At 64.7% G+C, this 19,059-nt stretch carries 19 protein-coding genes; 7 read left to right on the forward strand and 12 right to left on the reverse strand.

Annotation, left to right across the window (positions count from 1 at the left end; all coding sequences use genetic code 11):
• Positions 1-3 precede the first annotated feature (3 nt).
• Together NRG23_RS06030 and NRG23_RS06035 are read right to left on the reverse strand one after the other, a co-directional pair.
• Positions 4-1,944, reverse strand: a complete 1,941-nt coding sequence (locus tag NRG23_RS06030; RefSeq protein ID WP_198918738.1) for a TRAP transporter large permease subunit — start codon at positions 1,942-1,944, stop codon at positions 4-6.
• 37 nt (positions 1,945-1,981) lie between these two features.
• The gene (locus NRG23_RS06035) at positions 1,982-2,998 is read right to left on the reverse strand and encodes a TRAP transporter substrate-binding protein (RefSeq protein WP_038631911.1); all 1,017 of its coding nucleotides are present in this window, start codon (positions 2,996-2,998) and stop codon (positions 1,982-1,984) included.
• A 411-nt stretch (positions 2,999-3,409) separates the two neighbouring features.
• Here NRG23_RS06035 and NRG23_RS06040 point away from each other — a divergent pair, with 411 nt between their 5' ends.
• The gene (locus tag NRG23_RS06040) at positions 3,410-4,450 is read left to right on the forward strand and encodes an alpha/beta fold hydrolase (RefSeq protein ID WP_257374003.1); all 1,041 of its coding nucleotides are present in this window, start codon (positions 3,410-3,412) and stop codon (positions 4,448-4,450) included.
• A 93-nt stretch (positions 4,451-4,543) separates the two neighbouring features.
• On the opposite strand, the gene NRG23_RS06045 is transcribed toward NRG23_RS06040, so the two are convergent.
• The 8 genes from NRG23_RS06045 to NRG23_RS06080 form a co-directional block, all read right to left on the reverse strand.
• Positions 4,544-4,996: a hypothetical protein gene (locus NRG23_RS06045; protein ID WP_009048580.1), complete on the reverse strand. Its 453-nt coding sequence runs from the start codon at positions 4,994-4,996 to the stop codon at positions 4,544-4,546.
• 104 nt (positions 4,997-5,100) lie between these two features.
• Complete coding sequence (locus NRG23_RS06050; protein ID WP_257374004.1) at positions 5,101-5,457, reverse strand: copper-binding protein; 357 nt, start codon at positions 5,455-5,457, stop codon at positions 5,101-5,103.
• Positions 5,454-8,609: an efflux RND transporter permease subunit gene (locus tag NRG23_RS06055; protein ID WP_257374006.1), complete on the reverse strand. Its 3,156-nt coding sequence runs from the start codon at positions 8,607-8,609 to the stop codon at positions 5,454-5,456. Before NRG23_RS06055 ends, NRG23_RS06050 begins: the two co-directional genes overlap by 4 nt.
• Positions 8,606-10,072, reverse strand: coding sequence for an efflux RND transporter periplasmic adaptor subunit (locus tag NRG23_RS06060; RefSeq protein ID WP_257374007.1), 1,467 nt, complete (start codon positions 10,070-10,072; stop codon positions 8,606-8,608). Before NRG23_RS06060 ends, NRG23_RS06055 begins: the two co-directional genes overlap by 4 nt.
• Positions 10,069-11,325, reverse strand: a complete 1,257-nt coding sequence (locus NRG23_RS06065) for a TolC family protein (RefSeq protein ID WP_041990159.1) — start codon at positions 11,323-11,325, stop codon at positions 10,069-10,071. The genes NRG23_RS06060 and NRG23_RS06065 overlap by 4 nt, the downstream gene beginning before the upstream one ends.
• A 99-nt stretch (positions 11,326-11,424) precedes the next feature.
• Positions 11,425-11,766 carry a hypothetical protein gene (locus NRG23_RS06070; protein ID WP_016704534.1) on the reverse strand — a complete coding sequence of 114 codons (342 nt, stop codon included), beginning with the start codon at positions 11,764-11,766 and terminating at the stop codon, positions 11,425-11,427.
• A gap of 132 nt (positions 11,767-11,898) precedes the next feature.
• Positions 11,899-12,360: an NUDIX hydrolase gene (locus NRG23_RS06075; RefSeq protein ID WP_101282297.1), complete on the reverse strand. Its 462-nt coding sequence runs from the start codon at positions 12,358-12,360 to the stop codon at positions 11,899-11,901.
• Positions 12,361-12,401: 41 nt separating this feature from the next.
• Positions 12,402-12,854, reverse strand: a complete 453-nt coding sequence (locus NRG23_RS06080) for an Lrp/AsnC family transcriptional regulator (protein ID WP_025809349.1) — start codon at positions 12,852-12,854, stop codon at positions 12,402-12,404.
• Positions 12,855-13,035: 181 nt separating this feature from the next.
• Here NRG23_RS06080 and NRG23_RS06085 point away from each other — a divergent pair, with 181 nt between their 5' ends.
• Entirely contained in the window at positions 13,036-13,653 is a 618-nt protein-coding gene (locus tag NRG23_RS06085; protein WP_257374011.1) for a LysE family translocator, read from the forward strand.
• 77 nt (positions 13,654-13,730) lie between these two features.
• Positions 13,731-14,237, forward strand: a complete 507-nt coding sequence (locus NRG23_RS06090) for a MaoC family dehydratase (protein ID WP_257374012.1) — start codon at positions 13,731-13,733, stop codon at positions 14,235-14,237.
• A gap of 45 nt (positions 14,238-14,282) precedes the next feature.
• Here the strand turns inward: NRG23_RS06090 and NRG23_RS06095 are convergent, their stop codons facing one another.
• The gene (locus NRG23_RS06095) at positions 14,283-14,627 is read right to left on the reverse strand and encodes a cupin domain-containing protein (RefSeq protein ID WP_009048570.1); all 345 of its coding nucleotides are present in this window, start codon (positions 14,625-14,627) and stop codon (positions 14,283-14,285) included.
• 277 nt (positions 14,628-14,904) lie between these two features.
• Here NRG23_RS06095 and NRG23_RS06100 point away from each other — a divergent pair, with 277 nt between their 5' ends.
• Positions 14,905-15,441: an AAA family ATPase gene (locus NRG23_RS06100; protein ID WP_257374013.1), complete on the forward strand. Its 537-nt coding sequence runs from the start codon at positions 14,905-14,907 to the stop codon at positions 15,439-15,441.
• 127 nt (positions 15,442-15,568) lie between these two features.
• Here the strand turns inward: NRG23_RS06100 and NRG23_RS06105 are convergent, their stop codons facing one another.
• Positions 15,569-16,621, reverse strand: a complete 1,053-nt coding sequence (locus tag NRG23_RS06105) for an alpha/beta fold hydrolase (protein WP_028682352.1) — start codon at positions 16,619-16,621, stop codon at positions 15,569-15,571.
• Positions 16,622-16,898: 277 nt separating this feature from the next.
• On the opposite strand from NRG23_RS06105, the gene NRG23_RS06110 reads away from it, so the two are divergent.
• From NRG23_RS06110 to NRG23_RS06120, 3 genes are all read left to right on the forward strand, one after another.
• Positions 16,899-17,300, forward strand: coding sequence for a GFA family protein (locus NRG23_RS06110; protein ID WP_028682351.1), 402 nt, complete (start codon positions 16,899-16,901; stop codon positions 17,298-17,300).
• A gap of 154 nt (positions 17,301-17,454) precedes the next feature.
• Positions 17,455-17,754, forward strand: a complete 300-nt coding sequence (locus NRG23_RS06115; protein ID WP_009048566.1) for a hypothetical protein — start codon at positions 17,455-17,457, stop codon at positions 17,752-17,754.
• Between the two features lie 108 nt (positions 17,755-17,862).
• Positions 17,863-18,936 carry an FAD-binding oxidoreductase gene (locus NRG23_RS06120; RefSeq protein ID WP_257374014.1) on the forward strand — a complete coding sequence of 358 codons (1,074 nt, stop codon included), beginning with the start codon at positions 17,863-17,865 and terminating at the stop codon, positions 18,934-18,936.
• The last annotated feature ends 123 nt before the right edge of the window (positions 18,937-19,059 follow it).

A 19,059-nucleotide genomic window follows, 5' to 3' on the forward strand; every position in this document is an offset into this window, starting at 1 on the left:
GCATTAACCCATATTGAAAGTGCGCGGCAGCCACAGGGAAATCGATGGCACCAGGACAATCAGAATCAGCATCGCCGCCAGCAGGCAGAGGTATTTGACCATCCGCCGGGAAACCTCCTCGACCCGCGTGCCGGTCATCGCGCAGGTGGCGAACAGCCCCAGGCCGAACGGCGGCGAGAACAACCCCAGGCCCATGGCGATCACCGCGACGGTGCCGAAGTGAAAAGGACTGACGCCCACCTGCACCGCGATCGGCACCAGCAGCGGGCCGAAGATGATCAGCGCCGGCGCGCCTTCGAGCACCGCGCCGAACACCACCATGATGATCACCGAGGTGATCATAAACGCCACGGGGCCATAGTCATGCGCCAAGGCCAGCATGAAGTCGGAAATGATCGACGGAATCTGCAGGATCGTCAGGGCGAACGCCAGGCTGGAGGCGGCGGCGATGATGAACAGGATACCCGCGGCCATCGAGGCCGAGCGCACGAACAGCCTGGCGATGCCTTTGAACGTCAGCTCGCGGAAAGTCAGCCCGCCCACCAGTAGCGCATAGACCACCGCGAACGCCGACACCTCGGTGGAGGTGGCCACGCCGGAGGTCACGCCCTTGCCGATCATCGTCACCATGATCAGCGCCACCAGCGCGCCCCCCAGCAGACGCACGACCGGCCGGCGCGAGGGGAAAGCCAGGTCGGGGTCGACCTTGCGTCCGAAGATCACCGCCAGGGTCGCCAGGCCCAGGGCGAGCATCGCCGCCGGCACGATGCCGGCGAGGAACAGGCCGCCGATCGAAATGTTCGCGACGAAGCCCATGATGATCATGTTGATGCACGGCGGGATGGTTTCCGCCATCACCCCGGAGGCCGCCAGGACCGCCGCGGTCTCCGCCGGGTCCTGTCGGGTGCGGCGCACGGCGGGCACGACGATCCCGCCTACCGCGGCGATATCCGCCAGCTTCGAACCCGACACGCCGGAGAAAAATGCCGTGGCCAGGATAGCGATCAGGTTCATCGAGCCCCGTACCCGGCCGAAGAGCCGCACCAGCAGTTCGATCAGGCGCGAGGACATGCCGTTGGCTTCCATCAGCAGCCCCGCCAGCACGAAAAACGGAATCGCCAGCAACACGAAGTGATCCATCCCGGCCATGACCTGCTGCGAGTAGATCACCATCGGCAGCGACGGATCGCCGATGAAGTACAGCAAGGCGCACAGGGCCAGGACGAAGGCAATCGGTACCCCCGCCAGCAGGCCGCCGAAGAAGCCGCCGACCAGCAGCCCCCAGGGTTGCAGGGCGTAAGCCTCGACCAGGGTGTTCCAGGCATACACCGAGCCGCCGACCAGCAGGCAGCCGAGCAAGGTCAGCCAGGTGACGACAGTGGCGCCGTTGACGGCATTGGCAATGCCCACCGCCGTCATCAGCAGCGCGCCGACGAAGACCGGCAGCACATTCAGCCACTGCGGCAAGCCCATCGGGGTCACGACGTTGACCGAGTCTTCCAGCAACAGCCAGGACGAGAACGCCAGCCCCGCCGCCGTGCCCGCGACCAACCAGCCCCCGGTCTGCTGCGCGGCCTGCTGCCAGCCGGCGGGCAACAGCGCGCGGAAGAAGTCCACCTGTACATGTTGCTTGCGGGCCAGCACCGTAGCGCCGCCGAGAAACACCAGCATGACCATCAGGCCACGGGCAACTTCCTCGGCCCAGTCCACCGGGTGATGCACGAAATAACGCAGGATCACCGAGACGAACACCACCGCCACGTCCAACGCCAGCACCACCGCGCACAGGCGTTCGACCCACCGACACAGCAGCGCCAGCAAGCTGCCACTGCCCGGCGTTGTGGCAAAGCCCCAGTCGTCGGCCATGGCGGCCGCTGCGTGGGTGTGCCCGGGATGTTCCTCTACCACTTGATCCGCGACAGCGAGAGCGTCGGATGAACTCATGGTGTCTGTCTCCTCTTGTTATGGGGGCGGGCCTGGATCACGCCCTGGCCGCGTCGATAAGCCCCAGCACCGAAGCCATGGATGGCGTGGTCCGGGTGAATGGCAGCCAGAGCTTGTCGCGCATGAGGGTACGGACGCTGGCGCGCTCGGCGTCAGCCATGGGGAAGAAGGTCATGCCGCCCTTGCCCAGCGCGGCGATGGCTTCGGCGCCTTTGATCGCGGCCGCCCGGCGCTGGGACACGCTGGCCTCCCGGGCAGCCGCCATGAACACCGGTTGCAGGTCGGCGGGAATCTTCGCCAGCCCGCGCTTGCCGATCACGGCAATGCAAGGGCTGAACAAATGGTCGGTCTGCCAGCAGTGGCTCACCACTTCGGCGAGCTTGTTGGCCAGTACGCTGGCGGCATCGTGTTCGAAGCCTTCCACCACCCCCGTCTGGATGGCGGTGTAGACCTCATTGAAGGCAATGGGGGTCGGGATCGCGCCCAGCAGCTTGAAGGTTTCGATGAACGCCTGGGTCGGCAGGACCCGCAGCTTGGTATTCCTGATGCTCTCGAGATCCTTGATCGGCGGCTTGGTATAGACGCTGCGCGCGCTGAAATGCGCCCCCCAGCCCACGACCGAGCAACCGGTGCGCTCGCGCAGCAGCCCGTTGTAGATCTCGCCGACGCCGCCATCCACGGAGCGGGCGACATGCTCGTAGCTGTCGAACAGGAACCCCAGGTCCAGCAGCGCCAGTTCCGGCAGGGCCGTGGCCCAGATCGAACTCCCGGAGACCATCAGGTCGATCGACCCCAGGCGCACCTGTTGCACCACATCGGCCTCTTTGCCGAGTTGGCCGTTGGGGAAAAAATCGATACGGATACGGTCGCCCACGGACTGTTTCAGGTTCTCGGCCAGGCGTTGGTAGAACAGGTAGTGCGCCGAGTTCTCGTCCGCCGTCATGGTCGAGGACAAGCGCAATACCGAAGGGGCGGCACGGGCGATGGAAGGCAGGGCCAGTGCGCCGGCACTGAGGGCGGCACACTGCACGAAGCGACGTCGGGTCAGAGGCATGAGGCTGTTCTCTTTTGTTGTTGTTTTGCGACATTTTCACGAGTTTAGTAAAACGTTTTACTAAATCGTTTTACAAACTACCTCCAATGACCCGGATCTGGCAATGGAAATTTGCCCACGCAGCAGACATTGCCTCCGAGCAAAGCGTCCGACGGGGCCACGGCGCGGCCGAAAACCGTCGCCGGACCGGACACACGAACGGCTTCGTGCCCTGCCACGGCTATCCGCGAGGACTCGCGGGCTACGTCATGTATCGCACTGTATCTACCGCCCTCCCCGGTACACGCGCTTGCATCCGCCCCGGGATCCGGACACAGGCCAGATACGTCGCGGCCGTCAAATGCAACCCAGGTTGAAGGGGATCAGCCAGGTCCCCCGCCCCACGGCTTGCAATCCAATGGAGAGATCAGCATGAAGATGACACTGCGCAACCACACCATCGGCGCGTCGATCCTGGCCCTCAGCCTGTTCGGCCTCCTCGGCACGGCCCAGGCGCAGACGCCCGCAGCGGCGCAACCCGACGCGGGCAGCGGCACCACTTATGCCGCCCCTTCGCCGTTCGGCCCGCTGAAGCATGTCAACGCCGGGCTGCTGGACGTGGCCTACGCCGAAACCGGCCCCGCCGACGGCCCGGTGGTGATTCTGCTGCACGGCTGGCCGTACGACATTCACAGCTATGACGAGGTCGCGCCCCTGCTGGCGGCCAAGGGTTATCGGGTACTGATGCCCTATGCCCGCGGCTACGGCGATACCCGTTTCCTGTCGGCGAAAACCCTGCGCAATGGCCAGCCGGCCGCATTGGCCAGCGACGTCATCGATTTCATGGATGCACTGAAGATCAAGCAAGCGGTGCTTGGCGGTTATGACTGGGGCGCGCGTTCGGCGGACATCGTCTCGGCGCTGTGGCCGGAGCGGGTCAAGGCGCTGGTGTCGGTCAGCGGCTACCTGATCGGCAACCAGGCGGCCGGGCAGAACCCGCTGCCGCCCAAGGCCGAGTTGCAGTGGTGGTACCAGTTCTATTTCGCCACCGATCGCGGTCGCGCCGGCTATGAGAAAAACACCCACGACTTCGCCAAGCTGATCTGGCAGCTGGCCTCGCCGCAATGGAAGTTCGACGACGCCACCTTCGAGCGCAGCGCCAAGGCCCTGGACAACCCCGACCATGTCGACATCACGGTGTTCAACTACCGCTGGCGCCTGGGGCTGGTTCAAGGCGAAAGCCGCTACGCCGCGCTGGAGCAGAAACTGGCCATGGCCCCGGCCATCGGCGTGCCGACCATCACCCTGGAAGGCGATGCCAACGGCGCGCCGCACCCGAACCCCGCGGACTACGCCAAGCGTTTCACCGGCAAATACCAGTTCCGCCTGATCAGCGGCGGCATCGGCCACAACCTGCCGCAGGAAGACCCGCGGGCGTTCGCCCAGGCGGTGATCGATGCGGATCGTCTTTGAGGCTGGCCTGACCGTCCTCAGCGTCAGGGCATGCCCTGGAAAAACCAACCCGGCGACAGGAGGGCCGTGGGTCCTCCTGTCGCCGGCGAGGGGTCAAACCGTGACGATCATGCAGCCGATCGCGCCGGACTCATGGTAGATGGCATGGCCATTGTTCTGCACAGTGAACCCGCGCAACGAGTGTTTGGCCACGTCGCTGTAGGCCAGGGAAACCACCCAGCGGGCATCGACCGGCTCGGTGTATTTGGCAATCTTCTCGATGTCCTTGCGGGTTTCCGCCAACAGCTTGTTGCCGGCATTGGTAGCGCTTTCGACTTTCACTTCGATGGCATAACTCTCGACGTTGTGCCGGGCCAGCACGTCGAGGTGCAAGGCCTGGTTCGGCGGTGGGTAAGGCACTTCGCGAGCGACCCCCAGGTGCGCTGCGCGCAGCAGCATCAGAAACTCGACCTGGAACCAGACTTCCCAGGCCGCGCCGGTACTGATGGCGGCCTCGATGCGCGAGTGGTCGCTGAGGATGAGGTGGCTGAGTTCGGTGTTGTTCATCGGGCGTTCCCTCTGTTGGATGGTAGAGAGAGGAACGAATCGACGGCGCTGCTGTGAATAATGAGCGCGAGGCCGGCATGCCTGCACATGCCGGCCTCACGGTTTTACTTCCTGATGGAAACGATAGTGGCCGCGCCGCCTTCCAGGTGGAATACGAAGGTCACCCGGTCGCCGATCGCCAGCCCTTGCAGCTGCTGCGCAGTCGCGGCAAAGGCCATGGTCATCGGCGGCCATTGCACGGCGGGGACGGCGCCGTGGGCGATGGTCACCCGCTGCTTCGCGGTATCGATGGCCTTGATCGTGCCCTCGGCAGTGGCCTGTCGAGCCTGCCGGGCTTCCTGCTTCATCGGCATGCCGTTCATGTTCATGTCGTCCATTTTCATGCCGGGCATGTCCTGCGCGTAGGCGGCGAGGGACAGCGTGGCCAGGGTGCCAGTGAATGCGATCTGGATCAGTTTCATAGGTTTTTTCCTTGAGTGTGGGAGACAACAGGAAGGTGCCGGCGGCGCATCAGGCGATAGGCCGCCGGGATGACGAACAGCGACAGCAAGGGCGCGGTGAGCATGCCGCCGACCATGGGCGCGGCGATGCGGCTCATCACTTCGCTGCCGGTGCCGCTGTCCAGCAGGATCGGCAACAGGCCAGCGATGATCACCGCCACGGTCATGGCCTTGGGGCGCACACGCTGCACCGCGCCTTCGCGAATCGCCGCGAGCAGCCCGCGCTCGCTGCCCTCGCCGGACTCCTGGCGTTCGGCCCAGGCGTTCTTCAGGTACAGCAGCATGATCACGCCGAACTCGGCGGACACCCCGGCCAGGGCGATAAAACCGACGCCGGTGGCCACCGACAGGTTGAACCCCAGCCAGTAGAGAAACCACGCCCCGCCCGTGAGGGCGAACGGCAGCGTGGCCATGATCAGCAAGGCCTCGTCGAAGCGGGCGAAGGTCAGGTACAGCAGCACGAAGATGATCAGCAAGGTGGCCGGCACCAGCCACGCGAGCCGGGCATTGGCCCGTTCGAGAAACTCGAACTGCCCGGAATAGCCCAGGCTCATGCCCGGCTGCAAGCGCACCTGCTCGCTGACCGCCCGGCGCAGGTCGGCGACCACCGAGGCGAGATCCCGCCCCCGCACATCGACATACACCCAGCCCGAAGGCCGGGCGTTCTCGCTCTTGAGCATCGGCGGACCATCGCTGACCCTGACCCTGGCCACGGTGCCGAGGGTGATCTGGCTGCCCAGCGGGGTGTAGATCGGCAACTGCTCCAGAGCCCCCAGCGAGTCCCGCCAGTCCCGGGGGTACCGCAGGCTGATCGGGAAGCGGGCCAGCCCTTCGACGGTCTCGCCGATGTTTTCCCCGCCGATGGCGCCGCTGACGATCGACTGCACATCGGCGATGTTCAGGCCGTAGCGCGCGGCCGCCTGGCGGTCGATATCCACGTCGATGTAACGCCCCCCCGTCAGGCGCTCCGCCAGCGCCGAACTGACCCCGGGCACCTCCCTGGCCACCCGCTCGACGGCCTGGGTCACCGCATCGATCTGCCGCAGGTCGCTGCCGGCCACCTTGACCCCGATCGGGCTCTTGATGCCGGTGGCGAGCATGTCCACACGGTTGCGAATCGGCGGAATCCAGATATTGGTCAGCCCCGGCACCCGCACCACCCGGTCCAGCTCGGCCACCAGTTTTTCCGCGGTCATGCCGGGGCGCCACTGCTCATGGGGCTTGAACCGGATGATGGTTTCGAACATCTCCAGGGGCGCCGGATCGGTGGCGGTTTCCGCGCGGCCAGCCTTGCCGAACACATGTTCGACCTCGGGCACGCTCTTGATCAGCCGGTCGGTCTGTTGCAGCAGCTGCGCCGCCTTCTGCGCCGACAGCCCCGGCAGCGCCGAAGGCATGTACAGCAGGTCGCCCTCGTCCAGCGGCGGCAGGAACTCGCCCCCCAGGCGCGAGAGCGGCCATAGCGCGCTGAGGAACACCAGCAAGGCCACCAGCAAGGTCGCCCTGGGCCTTTGCAATACCGCGTCCAGGGCCGGTTGATAGAGGCGGATCAACCCACGGTTCAGCGGGTTCTGCTGCTCGTTGGGAATCCGCCCGCGAATCCAGTAGCCCATCAACACCGGCACCAGGGTCACCGACAGCCCCGCCGCCGCGGCCATGGCATAGGTCTTGGTGAACGCCAGCGGACCAAACAACCGCCCTTCCTGGGCCTCCAGGGTGAACACCGGGATGAACGACAGGGTGATGATCAACAGGCAGAAGAACAGCGCCGGCCCGACCTCGGTCGCCGCCGCGGTGATCACCTGCCAGCGCTGCTCGCCCTGCAGGGTGTGTCCGGGATGGGCCTGGTGCCAGGCCTCGAGTTTCTTGTGGGCGTTCTCGATCATCACCACCGCCGCGTCGACCATGGCCCCGACCGCGATGGCAATGCCGCCCAGGGACATGATGTTGGCGTTGAGCCCCTGCTGGCGCATCACCACAAAGGCGATCAACACGCCGATCGGCAAGGAGATGATCGCCACCAGGGAGGAACGCAGGTGCCAGAGGAAGATCCCGCACACCAGGGCGACGACGATGAACTCCTCCAGCAGCTTGTGGCCAAGGTTGCTCACCGCGCGGTCGATCAGCTGGCTGCGGTCGTAGGTGGTGACGATTTCCACGCCGGCCGGCAGGCTGCGCTTGAGCTCTTCGAGGCGGGTCTTCACCGCGGCGATGGTTTCCCGGGCGTTCTTGCCGCTGCGCAGAATCACCACGCCGCCCACGGCCTCGCCCTCGCCGTCGAGTTCGCCGATACCGCGGCGCATTTCCGGGCCGAGCTGGACAGTCGCAACCTCGCCCAGGGTCACCGGCACCCCGCCCGCCCCGAGCTTGAGCGGGATCGCGCGAAAGTCAGCGAGGCTCTTCAGGTAGCCGGAAGCCCGCACCATGAACTCCGTCTCCGCCATCTCCAGCACCGCGCCACCGGTTTCCTGGTTGGCCTTGCCGATCGCCGCGCCAACCTCGGCCTGGGTGACGCCCAGGCTGGCCAGCTTCAGCGGATCGAGCAGCACCTGGTACTGCTTGACCATGCCGCCCACGGTGGCGACTTCCGCGACGTTCGGCAGGGTCTTGAACTCGAACTTGAGGAACCAGTCTTGCAGGGCGCGCAGTTGCGCCAGGTCATGCCCGCCGCTGCGGTCCACCAGGGCGTACTGGAAAATCCAGCCAACCCCGGTGGCATCCGGCCCCAACGTCGGCTTGGCGCTGGCCGGCAGGCGGCTCTGGACCTGGCTCAGGTACTCCAGCACCCGCGAGCGGGCCCAGTACAGGTCGGTGCCGTCCTCGAACAGCACGTAGACAAAGCTGTCGCCGAAGAACGAATAGCCGCGCACGGTCTTGGCCCCGGGCACCGAAAGCATGGTGGTGGCCAGCGGATAGGTCACCTGGTTCTCGACGATCTGCGGTGCTTGCCCCGCATACGGCGTGCGGATGATCACCTGTACATCCGACAGGTCCGGCAGCGCGTCGACCGGCGTGCTCTGTACCGACCAGACACCCCAGGCGCTGACGAACAGGGTCGCCAGCAACACCAGAAAACGGTTGGCCACCGACCAACGAATCACGGCCGCGATCATGGCTGGCTCCCCGTTTTATCCAGGCGTTGGACCCGCAGCTCATTGCCGCTCTGGCTCAGCGCCACCCGCACCTTGTCGCCCACCTTGAGGCCCTGCATCAGGCCGGGATTGGCCAGAGGAAAGGTCATGGTCATGGCCGGCATGCCCAGGCTCTTGAAGGGACCATGGGCCAGCGTGACTTCCTGACTGTCGATGGCCAGGATCTGCCCTTCGGCTTCATGCAGGACCACTGCGGGCTCTGCCAACGAAGCGGCGACAATGCCCTTGAGGCTGGCTTCCGAATCCAACAGGAACTGCCCGGACGCCACCACCTGCTGCCCCTCCTCCAGGCCTTGCAAGATCGCCGTCTGGCCCGCGTTGTCCGGCCCTGGCTGCACCTCCACCGGGCGATAGCGCCCCCCGTCTTCGGCGAGCATCACCAGGGCCCGGCGGCCAGTGCGAATCACCGCCTCGCTGGGCACCCACAGCAGAGGTTGCCGGGTCGAACGCTTGAGGCTGACCTGGGCGCTCATGCCCGGCCGCAGCCGACCTTGCGGGTTAGGCAACTCGACCCGCACCCGCAGCGTGCGGCTATCGGCATTGGCCTCCGGAAGGATCGCGTCGACCTTGCCCGCGAACACCTCCCCGGGAAAAGCCGGCAAACGAGCCTCGGCCACCTGCCCGCTGACCAGCGAGCCGGCCTGCGACTCCGGAACCGCCACCGCCAGCCAGACGCTGTTCAAGCCGTTGACCCGGGCCAGGGTCTCGCCGGCGGCCAGGGTCATGCCCTGGCGGACATTCAACTCTTGCAGCACACCGCCGATGGGGCTGGTCAGGGTCAGGTTCGGCTGGACCTTGCCACTGCGCTCGACCTGGGCGATCAAGGCCGTCGGCATGCCGCTGAGGCGCAATCGCTGGCGGGCGGCCGCCAGCAGAGCGGCATCGCCACTGGCCTTGAGGGCGAGAAATTCTTCCTGGGCGGCCGCCCACTCCGGCACCAGGATATCCGCCAGGGCCGCGTTGGCCTTGAGCAGATCCCCCGGGGCCCGGGCATACACCCGTTCGACAAAACCCGCGGTACGCAGCTGAACGACCGCCACCTCGCGCTCGTTGAACGCCAGCACCCCGACGGCCTCGACGCTGCTGGCCAACACCCCGCGCGTGACGCTGGCCAGGCGCAGGCCGAGGTTCTGGGTCAGCCCCGGGTCGATGCGCACTGCCGCGCCATCCCCTTGGGCTCCCTGGCCCTCGGCGTAGCGTGGGACCAGTTGCATGTCCATAAAAGGCGACTTGCCCGGCTTGTCGAACTTCTGCTGCGGGTACATCGGGTCGTACCAATACAGCGCCTTGGGCTCGGCCGCAGCCTCCTGCCCGACCGCCAGCGCTTCGCCGCTGCGCGGCTGGGCCAGCCAGTAACCACCCGCGACTCCCAGGGCCAGCGAGACGCCGACCACCGAAGCGACTTTCCAGATCGGCGAATTCATTGCGCACTCTCCCCATAGGCGAAATACAGGCGCGCGTTGGTCAGGGCGCGCTGCTCCTCGACGTCGATCTGCTTGAGGCGGGCTTCGATCAGTTCGCGGCGGGCGGCGACCACCGCCGCCAGGTCGCCCTTGCCGGCGCGATAGCTGGCCAGGCTCAGGTCGACCTTTTCCCGGGCCAGCGGCACCAGGCTTTGCTGGTTGCGGCGCACCGCGCGATCCAGGCGCTCATAGTCGGCCAACTGCGCTTCCAGCTGCTGGGCATGCTCCCGGGACAGGGCTTCGCGTTCGGCCTCCAGCTGGCTCAGCTCGGCCTGCCGGGCGGCGATCCTGGGGTTCTGGCGCGAGCCGGGAAACAACGGCAGGTCCCAGGAAAACTGCACGCTGACCATGTCGCCGAACTCCCGGCCACGGCGCTGGTAGTCCAGCTCCCAGCTCCAGTCCGACTGCTTGTCGGCCTCGGCCTCATGCACCCTGGCTTGCGCCTCGCGGGTCATGGGCGCGAACGCCGCCAGTTCGGGGTGGTGTTGCAGCTTGTGCACGTAGCCTGCGCTGTCCACCGGCCACTCGGGCAGACGTCCCACGGGCCGGTCGTTGGCGGCGGCGCCGATCCAGCGCTTGAGCGCGGCCCGGGCCTGGGCCCGCTGGCTGATCAGTTCGTCCTCGCGCTCGGCCAGTTGCGCGGCTTCCTGGCGGGGCGTCACCGCATCCGCCGGTAACCCGCGGCCACCGGCGATCTGTGCGCGCACGGTGGCGCCCAGCAGGCGGTTTTCCTCGTAGAAGTCCTGGAGCAGCGCCGCCTTGCGCTCCACCGAATAGCTGCCGATCCAAGCCAGGGCCGTGGCCTGGCGCACGTTCAGCAGCTCCACCCGACGCTCGGCGGCGGCCCGCTCGACCGCCCCGGCGGCGACTTCGACGCGTGCCTTGCGCTTGTCGCTGTTGGGCATTTCCTGGCGGATCCCGACCATCTGCATGGTCATGAAATCCTGGTCGAGGCGCCAGCGATCCGGGCCGCCAATGGGGTAGTTCTGCACCCCCAGCAACAGCTTGGGGTCGGGCAGCTCGCCGGCGGGGATGGCCGCGCTGCTGGCGGCCTGGATTTTCGCGTCCTGGGCGCTCAGCGACGGCGCGTTGTTCTCGGCCAGGCGCAACGCCTCATCGAGGGTCAAGGCGCCAGCAAGGCTCGGCCATACCAGCACGCCTGCCGCCAGGCCGGCCACGAGGGACCAGCCGGTGCAATAGCACTTGGGGTTCATGTTGACGATTCCTGTGATGAATCCCTGCGCGACTCTTCAGACATGCGCGCAGATATGCCATCGCCTCAATAGGCGATGGGACTCAGTGTGGTACAGGAATCAGGCCCGGGGCGGTCGCCACACCCCGGAAGGGCTTTGCGCGGGCAAAAAATAGCTGGAGAAAAACAGGACAACCGGGTGGCTCAGGGTCACGGCAGGCTTGACGATCGAGACTTGCAGCATGCCGCCGGTCTTGCATTCCTGGCCCGGCTTGCAGGGTTTGCCGTGCTCGGCCGGGCTTTTCATGTCGTTGCAGCAGTCCATGCCCATGTCGTCCATCATCGCCATGCCCTGGGTCTTCATCGGGCAAGGTTCGGTCGGCGCCTGGACGCCCGCCATCCCGCTGAGGGGAAGCGCCAGGCTGATCAGGAAGACAAGACAAAACCGCAGGTAGCGTTTCATGGGCTGGAGTCTAGAGGTGGAAAGCCGCTCTTACAATTGCGCCAATCGCATAAACAGGTCGCCGAAAAAACCCGGCTGCGCGCGATCTCAATGGCGCGGGATTAAGCCAGGATTAGCCCGCTGGAAAAACCGCTACAAGGACGGCTCGAACACCCCCGCCTCTTCCAGCATCTCCACCAGTGACTCCGGCCAGACGATGGCCTCGGTGGATCGCAGATCGTGGGCCGACCACCAGCGATGATCGGCCATCACCTGGGCCTCGGACGAGGTCCAGCCCGCACGGGAGAGCGGCTGGTCCGGCGCGTGCACGACAAAATACTGCTCGACGGAGGTCACCCACTCGCCGCTGGGCAGCTGCATGGGAAACCGGCGATCGGCCACCGGTTCTCCGACCGTGCCGACCCGGATACCGGTCTCCTCGTGCAGTTCACGGACCGCCGCAAGCTGGAAGGTTTCTGCCCCTTCAAGCCCGCCACCGGGCGTGGCCCAATAGTCATCCCCCGCCAGCGCCCCTTCCTTGTGCAGGAAGCGGAACAGCAGGACCTTTCGCGAAGGGTTGATGACCAGCAACCTCGCCGATTTTCGTTCACGCATTGCTATCTCCCTGAAGTGTTTGAGCTATTCGTCAGCGCGCCTCACAGCGGCAGCGAACGGTCCTGAATCACCCGTTTCATCACCAGCGTCGAGGTCAGGCGCTGGACGTTGGGCAGTTTGGACAGGCGATCATCGTAAAGCTGCTGGAAGGCCGGCAGGTCGCGGGTGATCACGTGCAACAGATAGTCCGGCTCGCCAAACAGCCGTTGCGCCTCGACGATCTGCGGGATCGGCACCAGCGCCGCTTCGAAGGCGGCAACCGCCTGGTGGTCACCCTCGCGCAGCGTGGCAAACACCATCGCCGAAAACGTCAGGCCCAGGGCGCTGGGCGAGAGCTGGGCGCGATAGCCCTGGATCACCCCCGACTCCTCCAGGGCCCGCACGCGACGATGGCAGGGCGACAGGCTGAGGCCGACCCGCTCCGCCAGTTCGGTCACCGACAAACGCCCGTCCGCCTGCAGCTCGGCAAGAATCTTCTGATCAATTCTGTCCATATGGAAGGATCTACCCGAAAACCTTATTCAGGCTGGAATAATAGAGAAAATATTCCAACCACACTTCATTAATCTTTCCGCAAACCCGATCTTTGCGAGAAAGCACCATGCCCTCCCCGATTAACCCCACCGTCGACAGGCCAGGAACAGCATTCGCCCAGCAGCACAAGGCAGGACAGCCATGAGCCTGAGTATTTTCGCGGCGTTCTGGGCGGTGTCGTTGCTGTTTGTGATCACGCCCGGGGCGGATTGGGCCTACGCGATATCGGCGGGGTTGTTCGGGCGGGTGGTGATACCCGCGGTGGCGGGCCTGTTGATCGGGCATCTGCTGGCCACTGTGATCGTGGCCGCCGGTGTCGGTGGATTGATCGCCAGCAATCCCCTGGCCCTTTCGCTGCTTACCGTGGGTGGGGCCGGCTATCTGCTCTGGCTGGGTATCAATATGCTCCGGAACCCGTCCGTGCCGCGCGCCGGGGAGGCCCAGGCCTCGGCGTCCTGGACCCGCTGGACACTCAAGGGCGCCTGCGTCAGCGGCCTCAACCCCAAGGTGTTCCTGCTGTTCCTGGCCTTGCTGCCGCAATTCACCGACCCGCTGGCGGCCTGGCCGGTGCCGCTGCAGATCGTCGCGCTGGGGCTGCTGCATGCCTTCAGTTGCGCGGTGATCTACCTGCTGGTGGGGTTCGGCTCCCGCGCCGTGCTGCGGACCCGCCCAGTGGCCGCCCGAGCGGTCAGCCGCCTCTCGGGGGCGTTGATGATCGTCATCGCCGTGCTGCTGTTGATCGAGCAGGTTCTGCGCTGAGCCTGTATGTTCCACGGGTATCCAAAAGGCTCGAATACAGTACTCCCGCCGAATAAACACAAGGACGAGGAACCCCAATGAAAAGCTTCAGACAGCGCGCCGCCGAAGGGCTTCGGGCAGGTGATCGCTTCACCCTCTCCCGCTGCTTTTCGCAAGCGGACATCCAGGGCTTCGCCACTGTTTCCCGCGACTACAACCCGGTGCATTTCGATGCCGAGTTCGCCGCGGCCCGGCGCTTCAGGGCTCCGGTTTCCCATGGCCTGCTGACCGCCAGCCTGCTCACCGAAATCGGCGGGCAGATCGGCTGGCTGGCCTCGGCCATGACCTTCCAGTTCAAGCAACCGGTGTATGCCGGCGACACCATCACCTGCCACTGGGTCATCCAGGCGCTGGACGACCAAGGCCGGGCCACGGCGGCCATCAGCATGACCAACGAAAACGGCATCACCGTGCTGGAAGGCCAGACCCGCGGCCTGGTGCCTGGGGTGAAGGAACGGGAAGTCCTGGTCCGCATGCTGGCCGAGGGCGATCCGACCAATGGGGCGGCCAATGGGGCGGCGGGCGCGGGGAATGACCAGCCTTGAGTGAACCGCTCCTCGGGCCCGCCCCTATCGATGTTCGGCCCGGACTTACTCTTGCCAGACAATGTCGACCGAGATCTCCCGCGCCGGAACCGTTCCTCGGTTCTCGAGCCAGTGCGTGGTGTCCCTGTCCTCGGGCCAGCCCAGCCCCGGGCCATAGTCCGTGTCGAGGCCATTGCGATGGTCTGTGATGGTTCCCTCCAGTATGTAGACGACGCCTGGCCGGTCTTTATGGTTGTGAATCGGCCCGAATACACCTCCAGGCTCGATGGTCACCAGACGCATTCTGAGTTGGCGCCCGGCCATCCCCTCGATCTCGGGACCCAGGTCAATGGTTGCCAGTACCTGCACTGCAACACCTTTGGTTTCCGGTGCCACCTGTTCATTGCTCATGGCGCTCTCCTCTCTGTACCTACAGAGCCTCACTAGCAGTAGACACCCCTGAAAGGCGAGAGCTGCCGACAGGCGACAAAGGGTCGAAGTCGGTTTTTCATGGCCGGCAGGAATCGGCCGGAACGAACAGCCAATGCGGACAAGGAGGGATCGATATCCTGCGCTCGGCTTCAGGAACCACACATTTCATTCCTGGTGCGGTCGCCCCCGCCATCCGCCTTTAACTGGCGCCGCAAAACCTGCACAATCGCCGGCTTTTTTGCGACAGGAAGTTCCCATGCAACGGATTGTAATTCTGGGTAATGCCGGGAGCGGCAAGTCCACCCTCGCCCGCGCCCTCGGCAAGCGCCGGAACCTGCCCGTGGTCCACCTGGACACACTGTTCTGGGAGCCCGGCTGGGTAGAACCCGACGCCGAGCAGTTCCGCGAACGGGTCCGCGCAGCGGTCGCACCGGCTGCCTGGGTGTGTGAAGGCAACTATGCCCGGCGCACCTTCGACCTTCGCCTGCCCCGTGCCGACCTGATCATCTGGCTCGATACCCCGCGGCTCACCTGTTTCACCCGGGTGATCATCCGCAGCCTGATGAACCGTCCCCGGCCTGACCTTGCCGCAGGCTGCACGGAAAAGCTCGACCGGGCATTCCTGACCTTCCTGAACTTCGTGTGGAATTTCGACCGTGGCTACCGCCCGGGTATCGAGGCGGTGCGCCTGGCCATAGGCCCGCTGGTTCCTACCCTGCACTTGCGCGGTGCCCGGCAGATTGCCGCGTTTCTCGATAGCTTGCCGGCGACGCCTGAAACCTGCCTTGAATGAATGGCGGGTCGCCATCCCGGCACAACCTCCGCCTTGGGCTGTGGATTCAACCGATCCGCCAGATTGCACGGGTGTTGAAACTGCTCCAGTTTTTTTGTTGAACTGCGGCAGCTCCCGCACCACGAGTCTACAAACTGTCTTCTTTGTCGATGGATGACTGAAGAAACTCGGCTATCAGCGCTGCAACCTGCTGTTGAATCACCTCACGCGGGCGAGCGCTGTCACCATCCCGGCAAATGATGCCATCGCCTGGTACGTCTTCTTCGAGCATGACCTCCGCGCCAGGTTTGCATACCGACAAGAAGCTGAAATGGCTTGCGTCGCTGATTTCGACGTAGCGGCTTGACGCCGAAGGCAGGCGTTTGGCCAGGTTGGCAGACTCCAACTCAGCGGGAAGGTCGTGCGACGGCGCGCCGGCAGCGATCACCAGCGCTGGTACCGGCAGCGCGGCCAGGCTTTCATCAGTCAGGCCACGCGAAAAGCCCAAGTCCAATGCAACCACGGCAGTGACGCGTTTATCGCGCAAATCGGCGGCCAACGCGGCCTTTGATTCCGAGGTGCTTACGGGTTTTATCTTTCCATAGTTGGTGCAACTTGATAACTGCGGGTGGGCTTTGCACTCCTGGGCGAAGCGGTCTGGATCGAAACGAGCACCGGCGATCTCCAGGGCGGTCCAACCGCCGAGTGAATGGCCCACTACTGCAATTCGGCCATTGGCGACCGAGCCGAACTTTTCAGGTTGAGTCGTGACCCTGTCAATGACTCGGCGCAAATCGACGGGCCGCTGCCATAACTGCGCCGCGGCTTGAGGGCTAAGGTCATGAGTGGTGGTGCCAGGGTGATTGAGTGCGGCGACGATGTAACCCCTGTGAGCCAGGGCACTGGCAAGCCAGATCTGGTTGCTCCAGTTACCTCTGTACCCGTGGGAGAGCACCAACAATGGATGCTTGCCAGCAGCGGGCGGCGCGTCACGGACGGCAGGAGCCCCGACGAACACCACATCATCGCCAATCATCTGCGTGGCTGCGGTAGTTGCGCTGGGGTACCAGACGACCATCTCCAGTGCGCGCCCATTGTGCGAGTCCGCCAGTATGGAAGTTTGGAAGCCGACAGGGTTCTCGTCAGCGAGTGCGGTAGTAGCCAGCCAGGTCAACAACAGGGCGCCGAAAGCTATTTTCAATGTCATTTCTTCCTTGAATGAGACAAGTGCACAGCAGCCTGAACCCGCCATCAGGCGCATCCACCTTCGTATGGAGTCGAAGCTCATGGGGCTGCATATAAGCCCGGGCATTAAAGCCCACATTCGAACCGCCGTGCGCAGTTTTCATCGTTAACGCTGTTCGCGGTCTGTTAGTGAGAAGGTTGAACGTCCGCTTTTGGTTGTGGGTTCAACCGTTCGACATCCCCGACACCGACTGCTTAAATGGGCGCCCTTTCGTTTCAAGGGGCGCCCTTAAATGACTGACACCTTCCAGGGCAGCTGCCTGTGCGGCGCCGTCAAATACCAGCTCTCGTCCCGCCCCAAGGCGCTTTCCCACTGCCATTGCAGCCAGTGCCGGAAGAGCCATGGGGCGGCGTTCGCCAGTTATGGCAGTGTGTTGCGCAGTGATCTGCACATCGTTCAGGGGGCCGAGAGCCTCCAGTCCTATCGATCCTCCGAGTCGGTACTGCGCCAGTTTTGCGGCCAATGCGGTTCGTCGCTGTTCTGGTCCAGGGACCAGGGCGAACACGCCGACTGGATCTCGATCGCCCTGGGCACCCTGGATACGCCCTTCACCGCCGATAAACAGAAACACATTCAGGTGGCGTTCAAGGCTTCGTGGTACGAAATCCAGGATCATTGGCCGCAACACCCATGAGGGCAATCAGGCAAAAACGGATGGCAACCGACGTAAGGCAGGGCCAAACGCATCCACTCCGCCAGACGGCTCCAAGGCCAGGCGCGATACCCTCTAAGCTGAATACAGCAACACTGCAAACACGTTCTTACCGTCTTGATACAGGGGAACTGGAATGACCAGAACAGCAGTACGCAACTACTCGTCATGGATCCTGTTTTCCCTGCTCGCCATCAACCTGGCGCTGATAGCGGGATGTTCAAGCAAAGCCGCCCAGTATCGTTATTCGACCGCCAGCATCGGCTCAAACTGTTACGCCAAAGCGCTCCCCACTTCCGGCGAAGGCGGCCTGGCCTGGGGTTCCACCCTGGGTGTGGCGCGCCAGAAATCCCTGAATAACTGCATCCGTTATGCCGGCCGCTCCGGCGGCACGCCCGGCACCTGCAAAGTGGTGTTGGCGGAGTGCAAGAAATAGCAGTGCGCAAGAAATAACAGGGAGGTGGCGAAGCGGGCCGTTCGGTTCTCAGGAAATCAGTTCATCCGGATGCCCTGCCCTCACCAGCTCGACAACACGGAGGTTGGTATGGGCAAGGCGGTAAACAAGCGAGTCGTGGTCATTGGCGCCGGCATAGTGGGCGCGTCCCTGGCGTATCACCTGGCAGGCAAAGGCGCACAGGTCATCCTGGTGGAGGCTGAAGACGTAGCGTCTGGAGCGACGGGACGCTCATTCGCCTGGATCAACACCTCCCACAGCGGGCCCGATCCCATCGCGTCATTGCGCGGCGCGGCCATCCAGGAGTACCGCAGGCTCGAAACCGAGCTGCCTGGCCTGAAGGTGCGCTGGAGCGGCGCCCTGTCCTACGGCGTAAGCCCAAGTGAAGAGCCGCAAGCCTCAGGTAACCCGCCTTCGGCCACCCGGGTGTCGCGCTCACAGATCCTCGACCTCGAGCCCAACCTCAAGCATCCCCCGCAGCAAGCCTGGTATGCCGCCGAAGAAGGCGCGCTGGACGCCGTGCAAGCCACCCATGCGTTGCTTGCCGGTGCCCAGGCTCATGGCGCCCAGCTGCTCACCCAGACTCGGGTGCTCGGCTTTACCACCCAGGGTACACAGGTGACGGGCGTCGAAACCACAGGGGGCAGCCTTGAGGCCGACATTGTGGTGCTGGCCGCCGGGACGGGCATCACCCAACTGACCGCGCAGCTGAACCTGCCCCTTCCAATCGCGGCCTCCCCAGCCCTATTCATCCGCTACGCCTCACCCCCCGACCTCGTGCGCACGATCATCTCCAACCCGGAAATGGAAGTGCAGCAAGGCACGGACGGCAGGCTACTGGCGGCGGAAGATTACCTGGACGACGCGCTGGAAAACCAGCCAGCCGCGATAGCGCTACGAACCGCCCAGGCCATCCGGAACCAACTCCACGGCGTTACTTCCATCGAGCTGGAGTCGGCCTGTGTCGGCCTCAGGCCCATGCCGGTCGATGGCACGCCCATCATCGGTTATCTACCCAATATCGGCGGCGTGTATGTGTGTGCGATGCACCCTGGCGTCACGCTGGCGGCGATAGTCGGCCGCCTGGCCAGCGAGGAGATTATCGACGGCACGGCATCCCCTGCCCTTGCCCCCTGCCGTCCCGGGCGCTTCTTCCAGGCGTAGGGAATACGTGTCTGGGGCCAGCATGGTGACAACCTCTCCAACAAAACCTGTTCGCCCCGCTCACTGGACTCGCTAAAGCTACGCTTGATCACTGACCGGTTATTGCCCCAGGCCGCTCCACAG

It is taken from the genome of Pseudomonas sp. T8, from assembly GCF_024610635.1.
Taxonomy (GTDB): domain Bacteria; phylum Pseudomonadota; class Gammaproteobacteria; order Pseudomonadales; family Pseudomonadaceae; genus Aquipseudomonas; species Aquipseudomonas chlororaphis_I.